Below are 23,338 nucleotides of genomic sequence, written 5' to 3'. Positions count from 1 at the left end.
TTTGTTTCTATTAAATAGAAACGCCCTACACATTTGGTTTGTTTTATTCGTTCAGTTTTCAAAGGTCTACATTGTTTGTCACTTTGTTTCAGCAACTTTTATATCTTAACAGCTTGCTGAGTGAATGTCAATAACTTTTTTGAAGTTTTTTTCAAACAAATCATTGTCACTGCTTGATGCGACTTTGATAGAATAACTGATAACCAGTCACCTGTCAACAATAATTTTAGGTGTTCCAAAAGGTTTATCGCCGCTTCAGAACATAAAATAATATATCAGTTTTATGCGGTTTGGTCAACGAAAAGATGGTAATTTTATCCACTTTTTTTAAACACGATGAATAAATATAAATATCAGTTTTTCGTTCGCTTTTTTATTTTAAGAGTGAGACTTTTCGTGATCTTCAAAGTTTAACTTTCGGTATTTTATTTTTGATTTTTCTTTAACTCCTAGTGCTGTCTTTCGCCTTCCGTTGATTTCTTTGGTAAAATAGGGATGTAATTATTTTTATGATGGACGGAGGAACATTTAATGAAAGTATTAGTTGCAGATGATGACAAAGAAATTGTCGAACTATTAAGTATTTATTTGCATAATGAAGGGTATGACGTTATTAAAGCATATGACGGTAAAGAAGCATTGAGTAAGCTTCGAACTACGAATGACATTGAGTTACTCTTATTAGATATTATGATGCCGGTGATGGACGGTATGCAAGTTGTAAAGGAATTAAGAAAAGAATCGCAAATACCGATTATTATGTTAACGGCTAAAACAACCGATATGGATAAAATAAAAGGATTAGTTGCCGGTGCTGATGACTACGTAACGAAACCTTTTAATCCTTTAGAGGTCATGGCTCGGGTCAAATCTTTATTACGCCGGACAAAAATGCATATCGCGGAAGATCAGCCCGATATTCTTGAGATCCAGTCGTTGATCATCAATAAAGATTCTCATGAAGTTAAGACGGTTGATGGAAAAGAAATTCAGCTGACAGCTTTGGAATTCGGCATCCTATATTTATTAGCAAGTCATCCAAACCGTGTTTTCAGCGCCGATGAAATTTTCGAACGGGTTTGGAAACAGGAAAGTATTGTCTCAGCGAAAACGGTCATGGTTCATGTCAGCCACTTGCGTGATAAGATCGAAGAAGCGACAGATGGCGAAAAAGTGATCCAAACCGTTTGGGGTGTGGGTTATAAAATAGATGCAAAATAAAGTAGAAAAGAAAAGACGAATCACACTTACCTCAAAAGAAGTCAGTGAATTGATCGCGGAAGGAATCATTACTATTATTTTATTGCTTCTATTAAATGTAGCAATTATGGTTCTTTTTACTCAGATGCTGAATAACTCACCTGATCTGACGGATGCGATCTATCGGTCAAAAGATATTTTTGCAAATAATCTGGGCAGTGATATTTTTTGGAGTGGACGTAATTTTGTGATCCCCCTCTTTACTATTATCGATGTACTGATTATTTTTTGGCGGTTGATTCGCCGCTATCATCAAATGCAGCTGCGGCATATCATCAATGAGCTGCATTATATCGCTAATGGGAATTACGATTACCGGATTCCTTTTGAATTGCGCGGTGATCTCAGCAAAGTCGTTGACAGTATCAACGGTTTGGTTGACAGTACTGTCGCAGCCATTGAAGATGAACGCGAGATTGAAAAATCCAAAGATGAATTGATCACAAATGTCAGTCATGATATTCGGACACCGCTGACTTCGATCATCGGTTATCTCGGTTTAATTGAAGATGGTCAGTATCAAAATGATGAAGAGATCCTGAAATATACGAGTATCGCCTACAACAAAGCCAAGCAAATGAAGTCTTTGGTCGAAGATTTATTCGAATATTCCAAGGTCCGCCAACCTTCTGTTCCCGTCAACAATGTCTCTTTTGACATGGTGCAGCTGCTGGAACAGTTGGCCGCTGATTTTGAGCTGGAAGCTAAGAAAAAAAATATTCAGATTCAAGTGGAGACAACAGAGAGTCAATTGATCATGGACGGCGACACAGAAAAACTCGTACGCGTCTTCAATAATTTGATCACCAATGCGCTGAAATATGGTGCGGACGCTGACAAAATAATTATTGAAATCGAAAAAATGAAAAATGAAGCGGTCGTTACTGTCAAAAACAATGGACAACCAATCCCAAGAGAAGCGCTGGAACAACTTTTTGATCGTTTTTATCGAGTGGACGGCTCCCGTTCGCAAGAAATCAGCGGGACTGGCTTAGGATTGGCCATTGCTCAAAACATTGTGAATCTTCATGGCGGTTATATCTACGCACAATCCAGCAATGACTGGACTTCTTTCATTATTCACTTGCCGCTTTATAAAAATCAAACGAAGACTCTGCCAGATAATCATTGACTTTAAATTTTTGATTGCTTATACTGGTCTCAATAAGAGATGCAGGAAACCAAGTACGTAAGTTTGTTTTTCTAGAGAGTTGATGGCTGGTGGGAATCAACAAAACAACTTAGGGAAATCCAGTTTTATGATCTGCGTTTTTCGAAAGAGAGACCGGGTGACGTCGATAACCGTCGATCAAGTGCAGCTTAGGCTGAATTTGGGTGGTACCGCGAAATTCAACACCGTTTCGTCCCTGTTATATGGGATGAAGCGGTGTTTTTTTATTTTAAAAGGAGGAGAATAGGATGCTAGATGTAAAAATGATCCGCAACAACTTTGCGGAAGTAAACGAAAAATTAGCAACTCGAGGCGTAAAGGAAGAAGTTTTGAAACGGTTCTTAGAATTGGATGAACAACGTCGCCAGCTATTAGTCAAAACAGAAGAATTGAAAAAATATCGTAATGATGTCTCAAATGAAATCGCCAAGTTAAAACGCGAAAAAAATGATGCTGCTGATAAAATCGCAGAGATGAAAGAAGTCGGGACAAAAATCAAAGACTTTGATACTCAAGTAGCCGATATCGACGCGCAATTAACAGAGATCACAACGACATTGCCAAACTTGCCTCATGATTCTGTCCCAGTTGGCGAAGACGAAGATGATAACATTGAAGTACGCCGTTGGAGTACGCCGCGCCAATTTGCTTTCGAACCAAAACCGCACTGGGAAGTCGCAGAAAACTTAGATATTTTAGACTTTGAACGTGGTGCAAAAGTTTCCGGCAGCCGTTTTGTTTATTACAAAGGTTTAGGTGCACGGTTAGAACGTGCAGTTTATAACTTTATGTTGGACGAACACGTCTATGAACAAGGTTATACTGAAATGATTACGCCGTTCTTAGTAAACAGCAAATCAATGTTTGGTACTGGACAATTTCCTAAATTCAAAGAAGATGTCTTCCAAATTGAAGATCGCGATCTAACCTTGATCCCGACTGCGGAAGTTCCTTTAACAAACTATTATGCGGACGAAATTTTAGACGGTAAAGAATTGCCGATCTATTTTACAGCACTATCTCCTTCTTTCCGTTCTGAAGCCGGCAGTGCGGGACGCGATACACGCGGATTGATCCGTTTGCACCAATTCCATAAAGTTGAAATGGTGAAATTCAGCGACAAAGAAACATCATATGACGAATTAGAAAAAATGACACAAAATGCGGAAATTCTTTTACAAAAACTAAACTTGCCGTACCGTGTCATCACGTTATCAACCGGCGATATGGGCTTCTCTGCTGCGAAGACTTATGACTTAGAAGTCTGGGTCCCTGCTCAAAATACGTATCGTGAGATCAGTTCTTGCTCAAATTGTGAAGACTTCCAAGCTCGTCGCGCAATGATCCGTTACCGCGATGAAGCTGGCAAAGTCCAATACGCTCACACATTGAACGGTTCAGGTCTAGCGGTCGGCCGAACAGTGACTGCGATCTTAGAAAACTATCAAAACGAAGATGGTTCAGTAACGATCCCTGAAGTCTTAGTGCCGTACATGGGCAATGTTAAAGTGATTAAAAAAGAAAAATAGTAGATAAAAAAACAGCGGCTTCGCTTTTGCGAAGTCGCTGTTTTTAGTTAAATTTTTATTGTTCAACTGAATAGTTTGGTGCTTCTTTTGTGATTTGAACATCATGGGGATGAGATTCTTTCAAACCATTGCCGCTCATTTGAACAAATTGAGCATTCTCACGTAAATGTTCCAAATTGCCTGCACCGACATAGCCCATACCGGCTTTCAATCCGCCGATCATTTGGAAAATAATATCTGCAGCCGTTCCTTTATAAGCAACTCGACCTTCGATTCCTTCTGGAACTAATTTGTTGGCTTCGTTGACGCCGCTTTGGAAATAGCGATCACTTGAACCTTTTTCCATCGCGCCTAATGAACCCATGCCACGATATGTTTTGAAGCGACGACCTTGATAAATCTCAAATTCACCAGGAGATTCATCTGTCCCGGCTAGCATGGAACCAAGCATGACAGCATGTCCGCCAGCCGCTAAAGCTTTTACGATATCGCCTGAATATTTGATCCCGCCATCAGCAATGATGGCTTTGCCATACTGACGTGCAACAGAAGCTGCATCATAAATCGCAGTCAATTGCGGTACACCAACACCGGCAACCACACGAGTCGTACAAATCGAACCTGGTCCGATTCCGACTTTCACTACATCTACCCCCGCATCATATAATGCTTTTGCACCTTCAGCAGTGGCGATATTGCCAGCGATCAATGTCGCTGTTGGAAATGTCTCACGGATTTCACGAATCTTGCGCAGAACACCGGCACTGTGACCATGTGCGGTATCGATGATGATTGCGTCGGCTCCAGCTTCTAGCAAGGCTTCTGAACGCTCAAAAGTATCGCTTGTCACGCCGACTGCTGCGGCAACTAACAAACGGCCGTGCTCGTCTTTCGCTGCGTTAGGAAATTCGATAACTTTTTCGATGTCTTTGATCGTGATCAAACCGCTTAGACGACCGGCATCATCCACGATCGGTAATTTTTCGATTTTATGTTTTTGTAATATTTTTTCAGCGTCTTGCAACTTTGTACCAACGGGTGCTGTTACTAGACCTTCTTTAGTCATTACTTCGTGGATGGGGATCTCGTAATTTGTCACAAAGCGCATATCGCGGTTCGTAATGATCCCAACTAATTTACGATTTTCCAATGTCTCTACGATTGGTACACCGCTGATCCGGTAACGGCTCATCAAATCTTCGGCATCGCGTACTTTATGTTCTGGTGTTAAGAAAAACGGATCAATGATTACGCCGCTTTCTGATCGTTTTACTTTGCGAACCTCGTCTGCTTGGGCTGCGACGCTCATGTTTTTATGGATGACTCCAAGTCCGCCTTGTCGGGCCATCGCGATCGCCATTTTACTATCTGTCACAGTATCCATACTTGCACTCATCAATGGAATGTTCAATTTGATATTTTTTGCTAATTGCACACTCATATCCACTTCATTCGGCAATACGTGACTCTCCGCCGGAATCAATAAAACATCATCAAATGTCAGACCTTTTTTTGCAAATTTCGTTTCCCAATTAGACATCGTTCATTACCACTCCCCAGAATTATTTTTAATAAAAAAACTAACAGAATGCGCGAGTGAAGTCAACAACTTGTGCCGAAATCCTCATCTAACCCTTATTTTTCTTAATATTCACCTTATTTCCCTAGTGATTCCGTGGTTTCTTTAGCTAGTTGTTCTGTGTTGAAATACTAGTAGAATCCGCACCAAGACAAAAAAGGAAGTTCGTCACCGAACTTCCTTTGATTTTTTTATTTACGTGGTGCTGAGGCTAAACTGCTGATGATGCCAAAACGTTTTTTCAAGTAGTAACGCAAGGCTAAAGCCAAAGCGGATAATATGACTAAGACCATCGGATCAAGAATAGGGTTCAACGTTGGCGGTAACAGTGCCGCACTATTGAATACTAAAAACCAGACAAGTGTAACAGACGCCAGCATTAAGACGGTCTTCCATGTTTTTGGTTTCTTTGATTTATCTGCGCCTGGTTGGTCATACTGGTAAACAAATAAATACATCATGTAAAATACGATCCCACCGATTGCTGAAGCAATGATCAACGCGGTGATCCCATAAGTGACTGGTTGTGTTCCACGTGAAACAAACAAGCCCATCACTCCAGATACGATCCCTAATAAACCAAACAACAACAAGAAATTATCTAGCCACATCAATGACGCAGTAGTAGATTTTTTCTGTTCGACTGGTTTGTTTACGATTGCATCTAATCGTTCGGAGACTGTTCCGAACAATTGTCGAGCGGTCTTTCCTGATTTTTGTTCTTCGACTAAAGTCGGCAGCATTTCATTTAAAGCGGTGATGGTTTGTTCTTCCGTTAAATTTGCTGCTTTTAAAGCTTTTTTCAAGTCAAAAATGTACTGTTCATTCCGCTTGGTCAACTTTGTTTCAAGCTGTACATTTTCTGCTTGCAACGTTTGCAATTTCTCTGGTTCCATTGTTTCTTTCCTCCCTAAACGTTGAAACGGAACAACATTACATCGCCATCTTGCACGACATAATCTTTCCCTTCTAATCTGACACGCCCAGCTTCTTTGGCCGCGTGCATACTGCCGTATTTATCTAAATCTTCAAAAGATACTGTCTCTGCACGAATGAAGCCGCGTTCGAAATCAGTATGGATAATCCCGGCTGCTTGCGGGGCTTTCATCCCTTTACGGAACGTCCAAGCACGAACTTCTTGTTCTCCGGCAGTAAAGTAAGTTGCTAAACCTAATAAATCATAAGCTGTACGAATCAATTGATCCAAGCCTGACTCTTCGATCCCCATCGCTTCTAAAAATTCTGCTTTGTCTTCGTCTTCCAATTCAGCAATTTCTTCTTCTGCTTCGGCACAGACTACGATCACTTCTGAATGCTCGCTAGCAGCGAAATTCCGGACAGTTTGTACGTATTCATTGCCATCTGGATTTGCAACGGTTTCTTCATCAACATTGGCTACATAGAGGACAGGTTTGCTTGTCAGTAAGAATAATCCTTTGACGATTTTTTGTTCGTCTTCAGTAAACTCAACCGTTCGAGCCGATTGCCCTTCTTCCAACACAGGTTTTAGTTTATCTAAAACGGCCAACTCAGCCACTGCATTTTTTTCTTTTGTTCTCGCTACTTTTGCTACTCGAGTATAGCGTTTGTTGATAGAATCCAAGTCCGCTAAAACTAACTCTAAGTTAATCGTTTCAATATCTTCTAGCGGATCAACGCGTCCTTCCACGTGGGTGATGTTTTCATTATCGAAACAACGGACTACATGACAAATGGCGTCTACTTGGCGGATATGGCTTAAAAATTGATTTCCTAATCCTTCACCTTTGCTGGCACCTTTGACGATCCCGGCGATGTCGGTAAATTCAAAAGTCGTTGGAACAGTTTTCTTAGGATGAACTAATTCGGTCAAACGTTCTAAACGCCAATCAGGTACTTCGACCATTCCGACATTGGGGTCGATCGTCGCGAACGGATAGTTAGCAGCTTCTGCTCCTGCTTTAGTAATTGCATTAAATAGGGTAGATTTACCTACGTTAGGTAATCCTACGATTCCGGCTGTTAAGGCCATGGTTCACTTCACTCTTTCTCTACTAAGGAATTATTCTTGAGTTAAATCGATTTTCTTCTCAAGGATTTTTTTCATTTTCTTTTCAAAATCGCGGCGCGTCATCATGACGATATGTCCGCAGTTGATACATTTGATTTTAATATCCGCACCCATCCGAATGATTTCCCAGCGATTTGTCTGGCAGGCATGCGGTTTTTTCATCTCAACGATATCACCTAAGTCATACATCTGGCAAACCTCCTATCTCTATTTAGCTCTATACTTCAATAGAAATCCTATCTGTGCTTTGTTTTTTTAGGATTCATCAAAATGGATATTCAAAATATCTAAGATTCGAGTCAGGTCAGACGGTGATAAATACTCGATCGCAATCTTGCCTTTGCCGTCTTTTTCAACGATCTCGACGCCGGTTCCGAATTTGTCCATCAAGCGATCTTCGCTTTCTCGTAAGTAGTAAGGTTTTTCTTTTGCCAATCGCGGACCTTTTTTCTTGTCCTTGGCTTTGCCTTCGTTGTATTCATTAACGATCTGTTCTAATTGACGCACGGTCAAATTCTCTTTCACCGCTCGATTTGCTAATTTCAAAATTTGATCTTTTTTCTTTAAACCTAACAAAGTCCGAGCTTGGCCCATCGATAGACGTTCATCTTGGACCATCTCTTTTACCAATTTAGGCAACGTCAGTAAGCGCAGATAATTCGCGATATACGGACGGCTTTTGCCTAACCGATTCGCTACATCGGCTTGGGTCAGTTTTAAATTTTTCATCAGCATCTCGTAAGCTTCGGCTTCTTCCAACGGGTTCAAATCTTCCCGCTGCAAGTTTTCCAAAACTGCGACTTGCATCATCGCCTCTTCGTCAAACTCGCGGATGATCGCAGGGATCGTTTCTTTGCCCGCTAGTTTAGAAGCACGGAAACGCCGTTCGCCGGCGATCAGCTCATAGCCTTTCACCGCGGATTTTCTGACGATGATCGGCTGAAAAACACCTGATTGCTCAATCGAGTTGGCTAATTCTTGCAAAGTCGCTTCATCAAATGATTTTCGCGGTTGATAGGGATTGGGGCGTAGATCGCTTAACGGAATCTCGATCACTTGATCTTTTTTCATGTCGACTTCTTCGATCTCAGATAAATCTTGAAACAACGCATCGATTCCGCGGCCTAATCCTTTATTTTTGCTCACGAGCTAACACTTCCTTTGCTAGAGCTTGATAAACTTCGGCACCTTTTGAGCGTGGGTCATAATCAATGATCGGTTTGCCATGACTAGGCGCTTCTGATAAACGAACATTTCTTGGAATGATCGTATCGTATACTTTTTCTTGGAAATAACGGCGAACTTCTTCGACCACTTCCGCGCCTAAGTTGGTCCGGGCATCGTACATCGTCAGCAGTACGCCTTCGATCTCTAAACCGGGATTAAAATGTTTTTGGACCAAACGAACCGTGTTTAGCAACTGGCTCAATCCTTCCAAGGCATAATATTCACATTGAACTGGAATCAAAATCGCATCACTAGCTGTGAAGGCATTGATCGTCAAGTGTCCCAAAGAGGGCGGACAGTCCACCAAAATGAAGTCATAATCGTCACTGATTTCTGCCAGTGCGCTCTTTAAACGGGATTCCCGTGCCATCATAGAAGTTAATTCGATTTCTGCGCCGGCTAATTGCAGCGTCGCAGGAACGATCGATAAATTTTCCCGTGAGGTTTCAATGATCGTCTCTCTGATAGGGACCTCATTGACTAAAACATCATAAATATCTTGTTTCACGTCTGGTTTGCGCACGCCTAGACCGCTTGTAGCATTTCCTTGCGCATCGCTGTCGATCAATAAGACTTTCTTACCATCATAGGCTAAGCACGCACCCAAATTAACAGTCGTTGTCGTTTTTCCGACACCGCCTTTTTGGTTTGCAACAGATATGATCCGTGCCATTTAATTTCCTCCTAGTTCATACTAAAGAATTTATTTTTCTCAAGAAAAATAAGTCTGATTTTCACCGCATAGCCGCTTTTGTATCCTATACAATCCCAGGCAAAACTGGTATTTATATTGGCTTTGAGTTTTCAAAACAAAAGTCAGCTTTTCTCGCATCTTACCTTAAAATAATTCAACTTATTTCAATGGCTGCTTATTCGGTACTCCTGGTTTGCGCGGATATTTTTTCGGGGTCTCTTTCTTTTTTTGCACCGTGATGATGTGTCGCGTATCGCCGTTTGGCAGCGAAACATCTTCAGCTTGGATCAGCTTGCCGCCTAATAACGCGATCGCTGGTCGTGCTTCGGTCAATTCTTCTTCACTTTTTGCTGCTTTTAAAGCAAAGAAGTAGCCGTTTTTTTTCACCAAGGGCAAACAAAGTTCCGTCAAAACATTTAAGCGCGCCACTGCTCGTGCGGTAACAAAATCAAATGCTTCACGAAACTCAGGATTTTGCCCGAAAGTTTCTGCTCGATCATGATAAAGCTGCACGCCATCTAATTGCAAAGCCTCTACTAAGGTGGTTAAAAAAGTGATTCGTTTATTCAATGAATCAACGATTGTAATTTCTAATTCTGGAAATACGATCTTTAACGGCAGACTGGGGAAACCCGCACCTGAACCGACGTCGCATAACTTTCCAACTGGTTCGAACGTATCAGAAAAAGCCAACGTAATCGAATCATAAAAATGCTTCAAATAGACTTCTTCGTGTTCAGTGATCGCGGTAAGATTCATCTTTTGGTTCCATTCAACCAATAACTGAAAATAAGTTGCGAATTGATCCAGCTGTTTTGCGGACAATTCGATTCCTTGTTTCTTTAATTCCGCTTGAAATTCTTCTGGTGTCATAAGAAATCCTTTCATTTTCGTGAAACAGCAAAATGTTTCACAGACTATCCTCTACTTTAACGCATTATTACGTTACATGCAATGGTTTCCGTATGTTTCACAAGGAGATTAAGAAAGCTTTAATCCCCTTTTTTATTGTGGTTTTCCAGACAAAAATCATAGAATTTTTTCAAGACTGGAATTTCCAAATTATTTTTTTTGACCGCTAAATAAATATTGCGATCTTCCAGTGCATCAGTGATCGTGATCTTTTTGACTGGAAATGAATTAATCGACGGGATATTGGGCATAATGGCGATCCCATATCCTTGACCAACAAAGCCCAAAATACTATGATCTTCTTCTAATTCGCAAATGATCTCTGGCTTTAATTTTAAATTTTTGATTTGCCGATCCAGATACGGCCGCAAACCGCTTTGCTTATTATAGTAAACATACGGATATTCCGCCGTTTCAACTAATGAAATACTGTCATAACTTGCCAATGGATGATCCAACGGGACTACCAATACCATCTCTTCTTGTGTTAAAATTTGATAGATTAGCTCAGCTTCATTGCCTACTTTTGAACAGATGCCGATATCGATTCGATCTTCAAGCAGCATCTGAATGATCTGATTCGAATTACCTTGCTGAAATTCAAAAGTGATTTTGTCATTGCCTTGGCGATGGAAAGATTGCGCTAATCGCGGCGCTAATTCAGCCCCCATCGTAAAAATAAAGCCAAACTGGATCTCACCTGAATCAGGATTGACCATCTCTTGTAATTTTTTTTGACCTTTTTCGATCTCGGCTAACGCCGGCGCAACATATTCGTAAAAAATTCGTCCATGACGGGTCAATTGGATGTTCCGTCCTTTTTTCTCAAACAGCGTGACGCCAACTTCTTGTTCCAACATCGTCATCGCGTGGCTGATGTTTGGCTGTGAAGTATTGGATTTCTTGGCTGCTTGGGTCATGTGTTCCGTTTGCGCGAGTGTCACAAAAAATTCTAATTGTCGCAGATTCATTTCTTCACCCCATTACTAAAAATTGTGCCGCTTTCAATAAATAGAGTTTATCAATTTTATTGATATAAATCATTAGTTTTCATAATAAATTTGCGTTAGTATGTGTGTGACTTTAAGTGAAACTAATCACATGAAAGGAGTCTTCAATGAAAAAAGATAATTATCGGCTATTGATCTCAAGTCTCTATTTCAACTATATTTTTCAAGGAATGGCAGCCATTCTTTTGTCACAAAATATGGCTAATTTAAAACTCCACTGGCAAGCCACCACCGCTCAAGTCACTTTAGTTATGAGTGCCATCGGGCTGGGCAGAATTTTGAGCCTGTATTTTTCCGGGTATTTCTCAGATAAATTCGGCCGCAAAAAAACGGTGCTGATCGCCATTGTTTCTTATATGATTTTCTTTGTTGGAATGCTCGTCAGTCCGAACTATCAATTGGCCTTTTTCTTAGCCATGTTCGGCGGTGTCAGCAATGCGTTTTTGGACACTAGTACCTATCCAACTCTTGTGGAAGCGTATCCCGATGAGCGGGTAAATAGTTCTTTGAGTGTCTTGAATAAAGCATTCATCTCACTTGGCCAATTCCTGCTTCCATTTATCACACGCTATTTACTGCAGCACGATCTGTTTTTCGGCTGGCCGTTTATCTTGGCTGCATTGTGTTTGTTTGCCAATATGTTCTATTTATTATTTGCTCGTTTCCCAAAAACCACAACCATCATAAAAAAAGCAACCGACGAGGTCACTGTTCCAACAAGCACTCCGGAAAATCGTGGAAAATTTAAGATTGATGGTGTCGCTTTGCTGATCTTTTCTTTTGTGTCTGTCTCACTATTCAATATTTTTATTTTATGGATTCCGCAGTACGCGGAAAACATGCGGGTCGTTTCTCACGAAAACAGTTTGATCCTTGTCAGTCTTTATAGTACTGGATCCTTCATTTCGGTCTTTTTCACTTCAGGGATCGTAAAAAAGGGCATCAATATTCCAAAGTTCATCAGTTTCTGTCTTATTGTCTCAGGTCTCTCACTGCTGGCTATGCTGCTCCATCCAAACTTTGTCACAGTTGTTTTAGCGGCAATCTGTATCGGGATCTTTGCTGCCGGCGGTATTTGGCAATTAGGACTGGCTTTGATGCTGGAATTGTTTCCGAAACAAAAAGGAAAATGCACTAGCTATTATTCGCTGGCTACCTCTGTTTCGATTATGGTCACCCCTTATATCACTGGACTGCTCAGCGAGCAAAAAATCACTTATGTCTTCTGGTTCGTCATTCTTTTAAACGCGATTGGTTTGGCAGCTTCGCTCGTGATTGTTTATCGCTACAATAAATTAGTAAAACGACTAGTCTTGAGCTAGTCGTTTTATTCATTTGCTTTATTGATTTCATCAATATAAAGCATTAGTTTTTATACAGATTAAATTCTAAAATAGAGATAACAACTTGTGATTTTATTCATAAGCGGTATTTTTAGAAAACGCTTTGCTTGAGAACAAATGAACAAATAAATTTGAAAAGAGGAATTTATCAATGACTGAACGACTTACTGGCCACACTTTGCTAATCAGCTTAATCGCAACTCCGATCCGTCACAGCATGTCCCCTACGATGCACAACGAAGCTTTTGCTAAGTTAGGACTTGATTACGCTTATTTAGCTTTTGAAGTTGGCAACGAAGAATTAAAAGACACAGTCCAAGGAATCCGTGCCCTGGGGATTCGCGGTTCGAACGTTTCAATGCCGAACAAACAAGCGATCATTCCTTATTTAGACGAGGTGTCGCCTGAAGCAACGTTGATTGGTGCAGTCAATACTGTAACTAATCTTGATGGCAAAGGTCATCTTGTAGGGTACAATACAGATGGGATCGGTGCGATGTCCGCATTGAAAGATGAAGGGGTCGAAGTGAAAGATCAAATCATCACCTTAACAGGCGCAGGCGGTGCAGGAACAGCTGTCGCAATTCAAGCAGCCTTCGATGGCGCAAAAGAATTACGAATTTTCAATATCAACGACGGTGTCTTCGCAAACGCGAAAGAAACTGCGCGCAAAATCAACGAGAACACCAATTGTCGCGCAACAGTCACTGATTTAGCCGATCAAGCCGCTTTCAAACAATCGATTGCCGAAAGCAGTATCTACATCGACGCAACGGGTGTCGGCATGAAACCATTAGAAGATTTGAGTTTGATCACGGATCCAGCGGTTATCCGCCCAGACTTAGTTGTTTTTGATGTCGTTTACGCTCCGCGCGAGACGAAATTATTGAAATTCGCGAAAGAACACGGCGCCAAAAAAGCGATCAACGGACTTGGTATGATGCTTTATCAAGGTGCCGCTGCCTTCAAATTATTCACTGGGGAAGAGATGCCGGTCAGCTATATCAAAGAGCTGCTATTTAAAGACTAGGAGGAACAACATGAAAACAGTAACTGTTGGCAACGTTACAATCGGTGCCGGTCTGCCTAAGATCATCGTGCCGATGGTGGGAAAAAATAAAGAAGAACTCTTAACAGAGGCAAAATTGATCCAAACATTGGATTGCGACTTAGTAGAATGGCGGATCGATTTTTTTGAACAAGTTCAAGATGCGCAAGCAGTTGCTGCATTTTCACACACATTAAAAGCGACGCTGGAAAAACCGTTACTGATTACTTTTCGGACAAAAAAAGAAGGCGGCGTGCGTGAATTATCCGACAACGATTACTTCGCTCTGTATCAAACGATCCTCACTGAGGGCGACTTAGACTTATTAGATGTGGAATTATTCATGGCAGAAAAGCAAGTTGCTGAAACGATCGATTTGGCACATCAAAACGATGTTCAAATCATTATGTGCAACCACGATTTTGATCAAACACCTGAAAAAAATGAGATCGTTACACGACTGCAAGCGATGCAAAATAAAGGCGCCGATATTTGCAAAATCGCAGTGATGCCACAGAGTTCCGCTGACGTGCTGACGCTATTAGAAGCCACTCGCGAAATGCACGAAGAACACGCTGAAGTTCCTTTGATTACAATGTCAATGGGCGCGCTAGGCATGATCAGCCGTGTTTCCGGACAACTCTTCGGCTCAGCCGCAACTTTTGGCTCAGCTGCCACAGCTTCTGCTCCAGGACAAGTTCCCGTTGCAGAATTACGAAAAATCTTGACGACGTTGCAATTAGCTTAATCCGCGCTGGCTGATAAACAGAAAATATATTCTCGTTATTCTAATTTTTGTTTATCGTTATTTATATATTGGCTCAAACTAGACTAACGAGAAATTTTTCTTTTAAAAAAGGCTAGGAATGTTTCACATGAAACATTCCTAGCCTTTATTTTTTTCAGTAAGAAAACAACTTGTATACGAACAAAAAATACAGATTCAGTTGCTAAAAATTTTAATATCTCAAAGAAAAATTTGCAAAATTTTTCTTTGACTGAACTATTTGATCGGCCTTTCCACTTACTGTTTCATCCAGATAAAAAAATAATAGATCGGCTATTTTCCCAATATTAGTTTTAGATTGACTCACTTGAAGTGAGCCGCGTGTTTTTCTATCGTTCCAATGATTGTTATCAATTTGATTCATTAAAATTTCTTGTTTTCACCATTTGAACATCTTTCAACTACTCATTGGGACTAACCAAAAAACAACCTTCAAAATTAAATTTAAAGGCTGTTTTTTTAAATTATTTTATTTATAATTTATTTTTACGTTATTCATCCGATAATTCTTCCGTCTTAATAACGACATGATCACTATTTCGGATCGTGTATTTGGTGCTAGGATCATTAGGATAAGAGGCATTACCGCCATAAACGATCAATTCCGTAGTATCACCAACTTTGGTGAATTCATCATAGCTACCGCCTGCCCCAAGATTAGTCCAGTGCAAGACGATTCGATCCCCACTCTGCTCTGTTAAACTCCAACAGCTTCTATCGTAGTTTTCCCAATTTAAATCTTTACTGATTGCATTTGCCGGATTTTTGTAAGTTTCTTCATAAAATTGAATGGCTTCATCCATAGACCACGCATTACTTGTTTGAGTTGCTTGAGTCGTCTGACTCGCTGTACCCGTTGCGATGTTTTGGAAGCCTGCATTCAGCTCTTGATTTTCTGTTGCGCTAAAATGCAATGCCCCATCAGGCATCCCTTGATTTTGCATCGAGACTAGTACGATCGGCTGATTATTATTAAACCCCAAAAAATAAACGTGTTTGCCTGCATAAGCGGCTGTTTCTGCATCTGAATAGACGGAAACAATCATGTACTCAGCCGTTGATTTTCCATTTTCAGACCATTCCGCTGAGACAATCTGGTCGTTGACTGCGATCGGTTGGATTTTAGTATCTCCCAATACGCCATCCGGCAAATCCAACCCATAGAAATCAACGTTTTGCTTCGGCTGATATTCCTTGTACGTTTGCCCCATCGTACTGCCCCAATCATTCATAAAGCTTTGAAGTGCGCTGGCCTTTTGAGAATCCCAAAGAACAGCTTCCTTAGCAGAACTCTTAGACTTTTCCGCTGAAGACTCCACCGTTTTTTCACTCAAACTGCTGGACTTGCGCTCACTTTTTTCAGTTGTTGAATACGTCTCTGATACTTTGATCGTATCTTTGCTTTTTGTTTCACTGGCTTCTTTTTCACTACTACACCCTGCTAAACCAAGCAAACAAAGACCAATGCTGAAACCAACTATTACTTTTTTCACTTAATCACTCCCAGTCTGCCTCTAGCTTAGCAAATAGCCGTCATGATTAAAAGGTCTTTTCATGAATAGCGCTAACAAACTGAAACAGTTCGGAAAAGTTCTAAAAAAAAGAAAAAAACGGCTTAAGACTAAGCCGTTTCACTATCCACTTTTGCAATTTTCCCTTGTTCCACGTAGACCATAAGAATGCTGATATCGGCGGGATTCACACCGCTGATCCGGCTGGCTTGGGCAATTGTTTCTGGTTGGATTTTTTGGAGTTTTTGTTTTGCTTCTGTTGCTAGACCATTGATTGCTTCGTAGTTGATCCGTTCTGGAATACGTTTTGCTTCCATTCGTTTCAATTTTTCTACTTTTTCCATCGCTTTTTTGATGTAGCCTTCATACTTGATTTGGATCTCTACTTGTTCGATTTCTTTTTCTGCTAGTTCATCGTTAGCAGGGATGAATTGCAATAATTCTTGGTAAGAAATCTCTGGTCGTTTTAAGAAATCACTCGCCAAAACACCGTCTTTCAATTCTGCGCTGTTTTTAGCCCGTAGGAAGCTTTGGACCGCTTCGTTAGGTTTTACCCGAATTGATTGTAAACGAGCCAGCTCTGCCTCGATATGGGCCTTTTTGACTAAGTATGCTTGATAGTTCTCTTCTTCTACTAAACCAATCTCATGACCGATCTCAGTCAAACGTAGATCCGCATTGTCATGACGTAAAATCAAGCGGTATTCCGCCCGTGAAGTCAACAGACGGTAAGGTTCATTGGTTCCTTTAGTTACTAAGTCATCGATCATGACGCCGATATAGCCATCACTGCGTTTCATGATAAATGGTTCTTTGTCTTGGATTTTCAATGCTGCGTTGATTCCAGCCATCAAACCTTGGCCGGCAGCTTCTTCGTAGCCGCTCGTTCCATTGGTTTGTCCCGCTGTATAAAGATTTTCAATTACTTTTGTTTCTAAAGTTGGACGCAATTGATGGGGGGCTACCATATCGTATTCAATCGCATAACCTGTCCGCATCATCTCTGCATTTTCCAACCCTTTGATGGAATGCAAAATAGTATTTTGGACATCTTCCGGCAATGATGTAGACAAGCCTTGCACGTAAACTTCTTCTGTATGACGGCCTTCTGGTTCTAAAAACAATTGATGGCGCTCTTTGTCTGAAAAACGTACGATCTTGTCTTCGATTGATGGGCAATAACGCGCGCCTACCCCATCAACGATCCCAGTAAACATCGGTGCACGATGCAAATTGTTTTGAATGATTTCATGACTTTTTAGGTTCGTGTAAGTCAGCCAACAAGGGATCTGTTCTTGCAAGTATTGACTGTCCGGTGTTTGGTAACTAAAATGGTTGGGTTTTTCATCGCCTGGTTGGATCTCTGTTTTGCTGTAGTCGATCGAGCCTGATTTTACTCGCGGCGGCGTTCCCGTTTTGAAGCGATGGATCTCTAAACCTAATTCTTGTAGGTGATCTGCTAATTTGATTGCTGGTTGCGAGTTGTTGGGTCCTGATGAATACTTTAATTCACCGATAATGATCTCGCCGCGCAAGGCAGTTCCTGCTGTAATGATTACGGCTTTGGCTGAATAGACTGCACCAGTCGAAGTCACTACCCCTTTGCAAATCCCGTCTTCAACGACTAAACGATCCACCACACCTTGTTTCAACGTTAGATTTTCCGTTTTTTCGATTGTATGCTTCATTTCTTCTGCGTAAGCATGTTTGTCTGCTTGTGCCCGCAATGCCCGTACTGCGGGACCTTTACCGGTGTTCAGCATCCGCATTTGGATATAGGTCTTGTCGATGTTGCGGCCCATTTCCCCGCCAAGCGCATCGATTTCCCGTACGACGACACCTTTAGCTGGCCCGCCGATCGATGGATTACAAGGCATAAATGCCACCATGTCCAAATTGATCGTAATTAATAAAGTTTTTTGACCCATTCGTGCTGCTGCTAAGGCTGCTTCAGAGCCTGCATGTCCGGCACCAACGACGATTACGTCATAATTTCCTGCTTTGTATTCCATTGCACTGCTCCTTTTATTTTCCTAAACAAAATTGGCTGAATAATTGTGTAATCAGTTCGTCTTGCACACTGTCGCCAACGATCTCGCCTAAATAGTCCCAACAACGCGTCATGTCGATTTGGACTAAGTCTACCGGCATCCCTGCCATGATCCCATTGCGGACTTCGCTCAGCGACTGTCCAGCTTTTTCAAGCAACGCAATGTGGCGCGTGTTCGACACATACGTTGCGTCTTTTTCTCCTGTTTGGCCGCCAAAGAAAAGTTTAGCAATGGCTTCTTCCAATTGATCCAAACCAGCTTTTTCTAAAACTGAGATCGCAAAAACTTCATCTTCGCTTAAATAAGCCGCTAGTTCTGCTTGCGTCAGCTGGCTAGGCAGATCCGTTTTATTTAATAGAACGATTCGTTTCAAGCCTTGCGTGGCTTCCAATAATCCTTTGTCTTCGGCAGTCAAGGCCTCACTTTGATTCAAGACCAACAAGATCAAATCGGCTTCTTTTAACGCCTTTCGGCTGCGTTCCACACCGATTCGTTCTACTACATCATCTGTTTCACGAATTCCCGCCGTATCGATCAATTTCAACGGCACACCGCGAACGTTGACATATTCTTCGATCACATCGCGAGTCGTGCCGGCAATCTCTGTTACGATCGCTTTTTCTTCATGCAGCAAGTAATTCAATAAACTTGATTTTCCAACATTAGGCCGGCCGATAATTGCCGTACTTAGACCTTCTCGCAAGATCTTTCCTTGTTTAGCATTCAGCAACAAAGCATCGATCTGCTGACCGACTTGTTGGGCTTTTTCTAATAATAATTGTGTCGTCAACTCTTCGACATCTTCATATTCCGGATAGTCGATATTTACTTCGACTTGCGCCAATGTTGCTAAAATTTCTTGGCGCAGCTGACGAATCAAATGAGATAAATTGCCGTCCAATTGATTGATCGCAACGTTCATCGCCCGATCGGTCTTGGCCCGAATCAAGTCCATCACTGCTTCTGCTTGAGACAGATCCACACGGCCATTTAAGAACGCTCTTTTAGTGAATTCACCTGGTTCTGCCAAGCGCGCGCCTGATCGCAAAATCAGCTGCAGCAATTGATTAACCACTACGATTCCGCCATGACAATTGATTTCAACGACATCTTCTCTCGTAAACGTCTTCGGTGCCCGCATCACGCTGACCATCACTTCATCAACTACTTGTTGATCTGACGGGTCGACGATGTGTCCATAATGGATCGTATGTGTTGCGACATCTGCCAAACATTTTTTCCCGCTGCGATACACACTGTCCGCGATCGCGATTGCTTGATCGCCGCTCAAACGGACGATACTGATCGCGCCTTCGCCTGGCGGGGTCGAAATCGCTGCGATCGTATCAAATTCTAAGGTGATTTCTGCCACTTTTTTTCCTCCTATTTTGTCTTTAAGAGCATAAAAAAAGTGCCTACTCCACCCCTTAAAGGAGCAGATTGAGCACTTTGACTGCTTTTTCTACAAAATTCTGGTGTAAGGTTAGCATATTTTTTTTAACAATTCAAGTTTCCTTGCCGAAATCCGTTCATTTTCTAAAATTTTAGTAAATAAAAAAGCGGATGTTACTCAATAATCAAAGAATACGCATAAGGACTTTCATAGATCCCCTTTGCTTTGAACGTTAGCGGCTGTGAAAATAGCGGACCATCCGTCACCAATGTATGATACTCCCCGTTTTCCCCGCATACGTCTAATTCATGTTTCACTAAATACTCAACAAAATTTTTATCCAACGGCTTACCTAAAAATTCTAATGGAATGCCTGATTTTTTACTGACAGTCTTGATCATCGCTTGATAACCGCTAGTTAGAAATTCTGCTACAAGTTCTTGCCGGCCGCGCTGCCACAATGGCAGATGAGGCGTTAGTCCTGCACTAGCTGCGATTCGTTTGTCCCAAGCACCGTTTTCTTCGATGTCGATATCGCCAAAACAAATATTCGTGATCCCGGCTTCTTTAATTTTTTTGAGCGCCAGAGTCATTTGTTCTTCATAGTTCTCGCCATTGGTCCGCACGACCACCAACGGTAAGTTTAATGCCACAGCCGCATTTGCTAAAACATTTTCAGGTACTCCATGAAACCAAGAACGGTCGATTTCTTCGTTTAAGCTGGTGATCAATCCAGCCGGCTGAAACCCTTGTTTAGTCAATGTATCCAATGCCAAAATACAGTCTTTTCCAGAACTGTAGCTCAAATAAAATTTTTCCACACTAGCCCTTCTTTCTTCCGATTCATAGTCAGCATTTTTTAAAAAATATTCAAAAAAAGCGCTAAGTAGACGAGAGCTACTTAACGCTGATTAACCATTCCAGGAATTAAAAATATTTCTTCGCTGGTTCGACCACTAAATAACGATAAGGATCTTCGCCTTCAGAATGAGTTTTGATGTAATCGTCTTTACTCAACGCTGAATGGATCATTTTTCGTTCGAAAGCCGGCATTGGTTCTAAAAAGACTGGTCGACCGGTTTCTTTTACTTTTTCTGCCGTACGCTGTGCTAAACGAGTAAGAACTTCTTCACGTTTTTGGCGGTAATTCCCAACGTTCACAATGACTGACAGTTTTTCTTTTGCGATTCGGTGTAAGAAAACTTGTGCTAAGTATTGCAGAGCATTCAAGATTTTTCCGTGTTTACCGATCAGCATCCCTTGCTTGCTGGTTTCTAGATTCATCACGATTAAACCATTCGCTTCATGCTGGATCTTCACCAGTGCCGGTACGCCCATGTCATTAGTGATAGTCGTCAAGTAAAGCGCCAACTCTTTGACGGCTTCCTCTTTTTCTAATTCCTCTAAGTGACTGGCTTGTTTTGGCGCCGCTTCTGCAATTTTTTCTTCAGGTGCTGCTGCAACGGGTTCTTGTACAGATTCTTGTGTGGGTTCTTGTTCAACTTCAACTTTGATCGGTTCGATCGAAACACGCGCCGCTTTTTTTCCCATTCCTAGGAAACCTTTTTTGGCGTCCGTTAAAATTTCAATATCGACCGCTTCTTTCTTCAACCCTAAAGTATGCAACCCGTGGGCGATTGCTTCGTCGATTGTTAGACCTTCATAAACAGGCATTTTCCAAACCTCCTTATTATAAGTGATATCTGTGAAAAATAAGCTGATTCAAATGTGCGCATTCACTGACTAAAACAATGCGTTCCATTTTTGCTATTTCCGTTTTCTCTTCGGATGTTTCGCTTTTTCAAGTGCTCGTTCTCTTTCGCGGATCTGGCGTGCGGCTTCTTCTCTTTCACGACGGATCTTGAACGGATTATTGATCAAGAAAGTTTGAACGACTTGGAAAGCATTTGAAATCACCCAGTAAAGGGATAACCCGCTCGCAAGGTTCAACGCCATCACGAAGATCATGACTGGCATCGCGAAGTTCATGATTTTCATTGAAGCATTGGATTCAAGTTGGCTCATGCTCGATAAGTACGTGCTGGCAAACGTAAAGACTGCCGCAAGGACTGGTAAGATGAAATAAGGATCCGCTTCACTCAAATTTAACCATAAAAAATGACCCGAACGTAATTCTGGAACTCGTAAAATCGCTTGATACAAAGCCATCATGACCGGCATCTGAACTAACAGCGGTAAACAGCCGGCGTAAGGGCTCACATTATTTTCCGCGTATAACTTTTTCGTTTCTTCTTGTAGTTTCTGTTGTGTTTCTTGATCGCGCGTGCTGTATTTTGCTTGCAACGCTTTGATTTTTGGTTGCAGCTCTTGCGTTTTGCGCATGCTCTTCGTTTGGAAATGCATCAACGGCATCAAAATGATCCGAATAATGACCGTAAATAAAATAATCCCGATCCCGACATTGCCAAAAGAGAGTCCTTGGATTGCTTGTCCAAAGTAATAAACTACGTAGCGGTCCCATATACCGGTGCTGTCTGCACTGATATTTTTAGTCCCACAGGCCGATAACAAGAAGACGAGACTCAGTAATCCTGTCATTAATACTATTTTTTTATATTTCTTCACCTAAATCTGTTTCCTTCCTAACTCAATATTTTTGCTAATTTTAAAACGTGTATAAGATTCGAACGCATTTCATCATGAGGCAGATCTTTCGTGGCTGGCCGCGCGATTACAATAAAGTCTAATGGCGGCAATTCTGTTTTCAATTCTTGTAAAATCGCCCGGATTTGGCGTTTCACTTGATTTCGTGCGACAGCATTACCGACTTTTTTACCGACTGACAGACCTACTCGAAAATGTTTTTGACCAGAAGGTTCTAGACGATAAACTACAAATTTTCGATTCGCAAAAGAAGCCCCCTCTTGGAACACCTTTTGAAATTCTCGTTCTTTTTTGACCCGATATTTTTTTTTCATCTAGTTTCCTTCGTTTCTTTTAAATCTATACCTGACAATAATACCATACTTCAATTTAAGGAATCATCCTTATTTAACAGAAAAACTCATTAAAAAGCTGATTTTAGGTACAAAAAAAACCACTGACCGGCAGTGGCTTAAGCAGCAAGTACTTTTCTTCCTTTACGACGACGGCTTGCTAATACACGACGGCCGTTTTTAGTGCTCATGCGTTTACGGAATCCATGAACTTTTTGACGTTTACGTTTATTTGGTTGATAAGTTCTTTTCATTTAAATACACCTCCATATAACATTACATAGACATACTCGAATATTATAGCGACTCCTCCCCCACTTTGTCAATCATGAAATGAAAAAGGATCACTGAACTTGCGTATTTTTCACATTATAGGGACTTATTCCTGCTCATTTTTTAATAAATGCTCCCTTAATTCACAATCTTTGAAGGATTTCCTCGTTTTCCTTGATTTATTTTTCAATTTTTTTCGAAAATGTCTTTTGCAAAAGCTGCTACTAAAAAAGCAACAGTTAGTAACTTTATAGAAATAAAAATTTATCCACAAAATTTGGGGATAAATCCGCTAAAAATGTGCACAACGTTTTTGCGCAAAAAAACTTGTATAGAATTTTTCCAGCGTTTTTCCCCAGAAATAGTTGCTATTAACAACTTGTCCACAAGGTGGATAACTTTTGTTCATAACTCTTTTCTTGTTTGATCTATCAAGGGCTCTATTTTAGTTGATTTGTCGATAATTTCGTGGAAAACAGAAACTTCACACATTATTTCTTAGGGTTGTGGATATGTTTTTACAGGCTAGTTAACAACTTTTTT

The 23,338-nt window shown here is 41.1% G+C and carries 22 protein-coding genes and 1 other annotated feature; of the genes, 6 read left to right on the top strand and 16 right to left on the bottom strand.

Annotated elements, in window-relative coordinates:
* Window positions 1-531 precede the first annotated feature (531 nt).
* The 3 genes from croR to serS all read left to right on the top strand — a co-directional run bounded on the left by croR (window position 532) and on the right by serS (window position 3,960).
* Window positions 532-1,221, top strand: coding sequence for a response regulator transcription factor CroR (gene croR, locus FFM63_RS04090; RefSeq protein WP_137609055.1), 690 nt, complete (start codon window positions 532-534; stop codon window positions 1,219-1,221).
* Window positions 1,211-2,392, top strand: coding sequence for a sensor histidine kinase (locus tag FFM63_RS04085; RefSeq protein WP_137609054.1), 1,182 nt, complete (start codon window positions 1,211-1,213; stop codon window positions 2,390-2,392). The genes croR and FFM63_RS04085 overlap by 11 nt, the downstream gene beginning before the upstream one ends.
* A gap of 30 nt (window positions 2,393-2,422) precedes the next feature.
* Window positions 2,423-2,632: a binding site (T-box leader), on the top strand.
* 47 nt (window positions 2,633-2,679) lie between these two features.
* Entirely contained in the window at window positions 2,680-3,960 is a 1,281-nt protein-coding gene (serS, locus tag FFM63_RS04080; RefSeq protein ID WP_137609053.1) for a serine--tRNA ligase, read from the top strand.
* Between the two features lie 55 nt (window positions 3,961-4,015).
* Here the strand turns inward: serS and guaB are convergent, their stop codons facing one another.
* The 8 genes from guaB to FFM63_RS04040 all read right to left on the bottom strand — a co-directional run bounded on the left by guaB (window position 4,016) and on the right by FFM63_RS04040 (window position 11,393).
* Window positions 4,016-5,500: an IMP dehydrogenase gene (guaB, locus tag FFM63_RS04075; RefSeq protein WP_137609052.1), complete on the bottom strand. Its 1,485-nt coding sequence runs from the start codon at window positions 5,498-5,500 to the stop codon at window positions 4,016-4,018.
* 230 nt (window positions 5,501-5,730) lie between these two features.
* Window positions 5,731-6,435 carry a DUF1129 domain-containing protein gene (locus FFM63_RS04070; protein WP_137609051.1) on the bottom strand — a complete coding sequence of 235 codons (705 nt, stop codon included), beginning with the start codon at window positions 6,433-6,435 and terminating at the stop codon, window positions 5,731-5,733.
* Between the two features lie 14 nt (window positions 6,436-6,449).
* A complete protein-coding gene (ychF, locus tag FFM63_RS04065) occupies window positions 6,450-7,550 on the bottom strand; it encodes a redox-regulated ATPase YchF (RefSeq protein ID WP_137609050.1) in 1,101 nt (366 codons plus the stop codon).
* A gap of 30 nt (window positions 7,551-7,580) precedes the next feature.
* A complete protein-coding gene (locus tag FFM63_RS04060) occupies window positions 7,581-7,778 on the bottom strand; it encodes a DUF951 domain-containing protein (RefSeq protein WP_137609049.1) in 198 nt (65 codons plus the stop codon).
* 66 nt (window positions 7,779-7,844) lie between these two features.
* Window positions 7,845-8,735, bottom strand: coding sequence for a ParB/RepB/Spo0J family partition protein (locus FFM63_RS04055; RefSeq protein WP_137609048.1), 891 nt, complete (start codon window positions 8,733-8,735; stop codon window positions 7,845-7,847).
* The gene (locus FFM63_RS04050) at window positions 8,722-9,489 is read right to left on the bottom strand and encodes a ParA family protein (RefSeq protein WP_137609047.1); all 768 of its coding nucleotides are present in this window, start codon (window positions 9,487-9,489) and stop codon (window positions 8,722-8,724) included. The genes FFM63_RS04055 and FFM63_RS04050 overlap by 14 nt, the downstream gene beginning before the upstream one ends.
* A 180-nt stretch (window positions 9,490-9,669) precedes the next feature.
* Complete coding sequence (gene rsmG, locus FFM63_RS04045) at window positions 9,670-10,383, bottom strand: 16S rRNA (guanine(527)-N(7))-methyltransferase RsmG (RefSeq protein ID WP_137609046.1); 714 nt, start codon at window positions 10,381-10,383, stop codon at window positions 9,670-9,672.
* Between the two features lie 119 nt (window positions 10,384-10,502).
* On the bottom strand, window positions 10,503-11,393 hold the full coding sequence (locus tag FFM63_RS04040; protein ID WP_137609045.1) for a LysR family transcriptional regulator: 891 nt from the start codon (window positions 11,391-11,393) through the stop codon (window positions 10,503-10,505).
* Window positions 11,394-11,539: 146 nt separating this feature from the next.
* On the opposite strand from FFM63_RS04040, the gene FFM63_RS04035 reads away from it, so the two are divergent.
* The 3 genes from FFM63_RS04035 (at window position 11,540) to aroD (ending at window position 14,571) form a co-directional block, all read left to right on the top strand.
* On the top strand, window positions 11,540-12,754 hold the full coding sequence (locus FFM63_RS04035; RefSeq protein ID WP_137609044.1) for an MFS transporter: 1,215 nt from the start codon (window positions 11,540-11,542) through the stop codon (window positions 12,752-12,754).
* A gap of 172 nt (window positions 12,755-12,926) precedes the next feature.
* Window positions 12,927-13,805 carry a shikimate dehydrogenase gene (locus FFM63_RS04030; protein WP_137609043.1) on the top strand — a complete coding sequence of 293 codons (879 nt, stop codon included), beginning with the start codon at window positions 12,927-12,929 and terminating at the stop codon, window positions 13,803-13,805.
* A 10-nt stretch (window positions 13,806-13,815) separates the two neighbouring features.
* Window positions 13,816-14,571: a type I 3-dehydroquinate dehydratase gene (gene aroD / locus FFM63_RS04025; protein WP_137609042.1), complete on the top strand. Its 756-nt coding sequence runs from the start codon at window positions 13,816-13,818 to the stop codon at window positions 14,569-14,571.
* A 530-nt stretch (window positions 14,572-15,101) separates the two neighbouring features.
* Here the strand turns inward: aroD and FFM63_RS09930 are convergent.
* The 8 genes from FFM63_RS09930 to rpmH all read right to left on the bottom strand — a co-directional run bounded on the left by FFM63_RS09930 (window position 15,102) and on the right by rpmH (window position 22,776).
* Window positions 15,102-16,103, bottom strand: a complete 1,002-nt coding sequence (locus FFM63_RS09930) for a DUF4767 domain-containing protein (RefSeq protein WP_137609041.1) — start codon at window positions 16,101-16,103, stop codon at window positions 15,102-15,104.
* Window positions 16,104-16,231: 128 nt separating this feature from the next.
* Complete coding sequence (mnmG, locus tag FFM63_RS04015; RefSeq protein WP_137609040.1) at window positions 16,232-18,133, bottom strand: tRNA uridine-5-carboxymethylaminomethyl(34) synthesis enzyme MnmG; 1,902 nt, start codon at window positions 18,131-18,133, stop codon at window positions 16,232-16,234.
* A 13-nt stretch (window positions 18,134-18,146) separates the two neighbouring features.
* Window positions 18,147-19,544 (bottom strand): tRNA uridine-5-carboxymethylaminomethyl(34) synthesis GTPase MnmE, encoded by a 1,398-nt coding sequence (mnmE, locus tag FFM63_RS04010; RefSeq protein WP_137609039.1) that lies wholly within the window; start codon window positions 19,542-19,544, stop codon window positions 18,147-18,149.
* 194 nt (window positions 19,545-19,738) lie between these two features.
* Entirely contained in the window at window positions 19,739-20,386 is a 648-nt protein-coding gene (locus tag FFM63_RS04005; RefSeq protein ID WP_137609038.1) for a Dph6-related ATP pyrophosphatase, read from the bottom strand.
* A gap of 106 nt (window positions 20,387-20,492) precedes the next feature.
* Window positions 20,493-21,239: an RNA-binding cell elongation regulator Jag/EloR gene (gene jag / locus FFM63_RS04000; RefSeq protein ID WP_137609037.1), complete on the bottom strand. Its 747-nt coding sequence runs from the start codon at window positions 21,237-21,239 to the stop codon at window positions 20,493-20,495.
* 93 nt (window positions 21,240-21,332) lie between these two features.
* Window positions 21,333-22,151 (bottom strand): YidC/Oxa1 family membrane protein insertase, encoded by an 819-nt coding sequence (locus FFM63_RS03995; protein ID WP_137609036.1) that lies wholly within the window; start codon window positions 22,149-22,151, stop codon window positions 21,333-21,335.
* A gap of 17 nt (window positions 22,152-22,168) precedes the next feature.
* The gene (rnpA, locus tag FFM63_RS03990) at window positions 22,169-22,504 is read right to left on the bottom strand and encodes a ribonuclease P protein component (RefSeq protein ID WP_137609035.1); all 336 of its coding nucleotides are present in this window, start codon (window positions 22,502-22,504) and stop codon (window positions 22,169-22,171) included.
* A 137-nt stretch (window positions 22,505-22,641) separates the two neighbouring features.
* On the bottom strand, window positions 22,642-22,776 hold the full coding sequence (rpmH, locus tag FFM63_RS03985) for a 50S ribosomal protein L34 (protein ID WP_006703104.1): 135 nt from the start codon (window positions 22,774-22,776) through the stop codon (window positions 22,642-22,644).
* Between the last annotated feature and the right edge of the window lie 562 nt (window positions 22,777-23,338).

Source organism: Enterococcus pingfangensis (assembly GCF_005405205.1).
Classification (GTDB): Bacteria; Bacillota; Bacilli; order Lactobacillales; family Enterococcaceae; genus Enterococcus_A; species Enterococcus_A pingfangensis.
Note: the sequence above shows the minus strand (reverse complement) of the source record. Positions and strands in the feature narration are given on the sequence as shown.

Coding starts and splice junctions, on each gene's coding strand:
- croR (WP_137609055.1), top strand. CDS start 532: ATGAAAGTATTAGTTGCAGATGATGACAAAGAAATTGTCGAACTATTA.
- FFM63_RS04085 (WP_137609054.1), top strand. CDS start 1,211: ATGCAAAATAAAGTAGAAAAGAAAAGACGAATCACACTTACCTCAAAA.
- serS (WP_137609053.1), top strand. CDS start 2,680: ATGCTAGATGTAAAAATGATCCGCAACAACTTTGCGGAAGTAAACGAA.
- guaB (WP_137609052.1), bottom strand. CDS start 5,500: ATGTCTAATTGGGAAACGAAATTTGCAAAAAAAGGTCTGACATTTGAT.
- FFM63_RS04070 (WP_137609051.1), bottom strand. CDS start 6,435: ATGGAACCAGAGAAATTGCAAACGTTGCAAGCAGAAAATGTACAGCTT.
- ychF (WP_137609050.1), bottom strand. CDS start 7,550: ATGGCCTTAACAGCCGGAATCGTAGGATTACCTAACGTAGGTAAATCT.
- FFM63_RS04060 (WP_137609049.1), bottom strand. CDS start 7,778: ATGTATGACTTAGGTGATATCGTTGAGATGAAAAAACCGCATGCCTGC.
- FFM63_RS04050 (WP_137609047.1), bottom strand. CDS start 9,489: ATGGCACGGATCATATCTGTTGCAAACCAAAAAGGCGGTGTCGGAAAA.
- rsmG (WP_137609046.1), bottom strand. CDS start 10,383: ATGACACCAGAAGAATTTCAAGCGGAATTAAAGAAACAAGGAATCGAA.
- FFM63_RS04040 (WP_137609045.1), bottom strand. CDS start 11,393: ATGAATCTGCGACAATTAGAATTTTTTGTGACACTCGCGCAAACGGAA.
- FFM63_RS04035 (WP_137609044.1), top strand. CDS start 11,540: ATGAAAAAAGATAATTATCGGCTATTGATCTCAAGTCTCTATTTCAAC.
- FFM63_RS04030 (WP_137609043.1), top strand. CDS start 12,927: ATGACTGAACGACTTACTGGCCACACTTTGCTAATCAGCTTAATCGCA.
- aroD (WP_137609042.1), top strand. CDS start 13,816: ATGAAAACAGTAACTGTTGGCAACGTTACAATCGGTGCCGGTCTGCCT.
- mnmG (WP_137609040.1), bottom strand. CDS start 18,133: ATGGAATACAAAGCAGGAAATTATGACGTAATCGTCGTTGGTGCCGGA.
- jag (WP_137609037.1), bottom strand. CDS start 21,239: ATGCCTGTTTATGAAGGTCTAACAATCGACGAAGCAATCGCCCACGGG.
- rnpA (WP_137609035.1), bottom strand. CDS start 22,504: ATGAAAAAAAAATATCGGGTCAAAAAAGAACGAGAATTTCAAAAGGTG.
- rpmH (WP_006703104.1), bottom strand. CDS start 22,776: ATGAAAAGAACTTATCAACCAAATAAACGTAAACGTCAAAAAGTTCAT.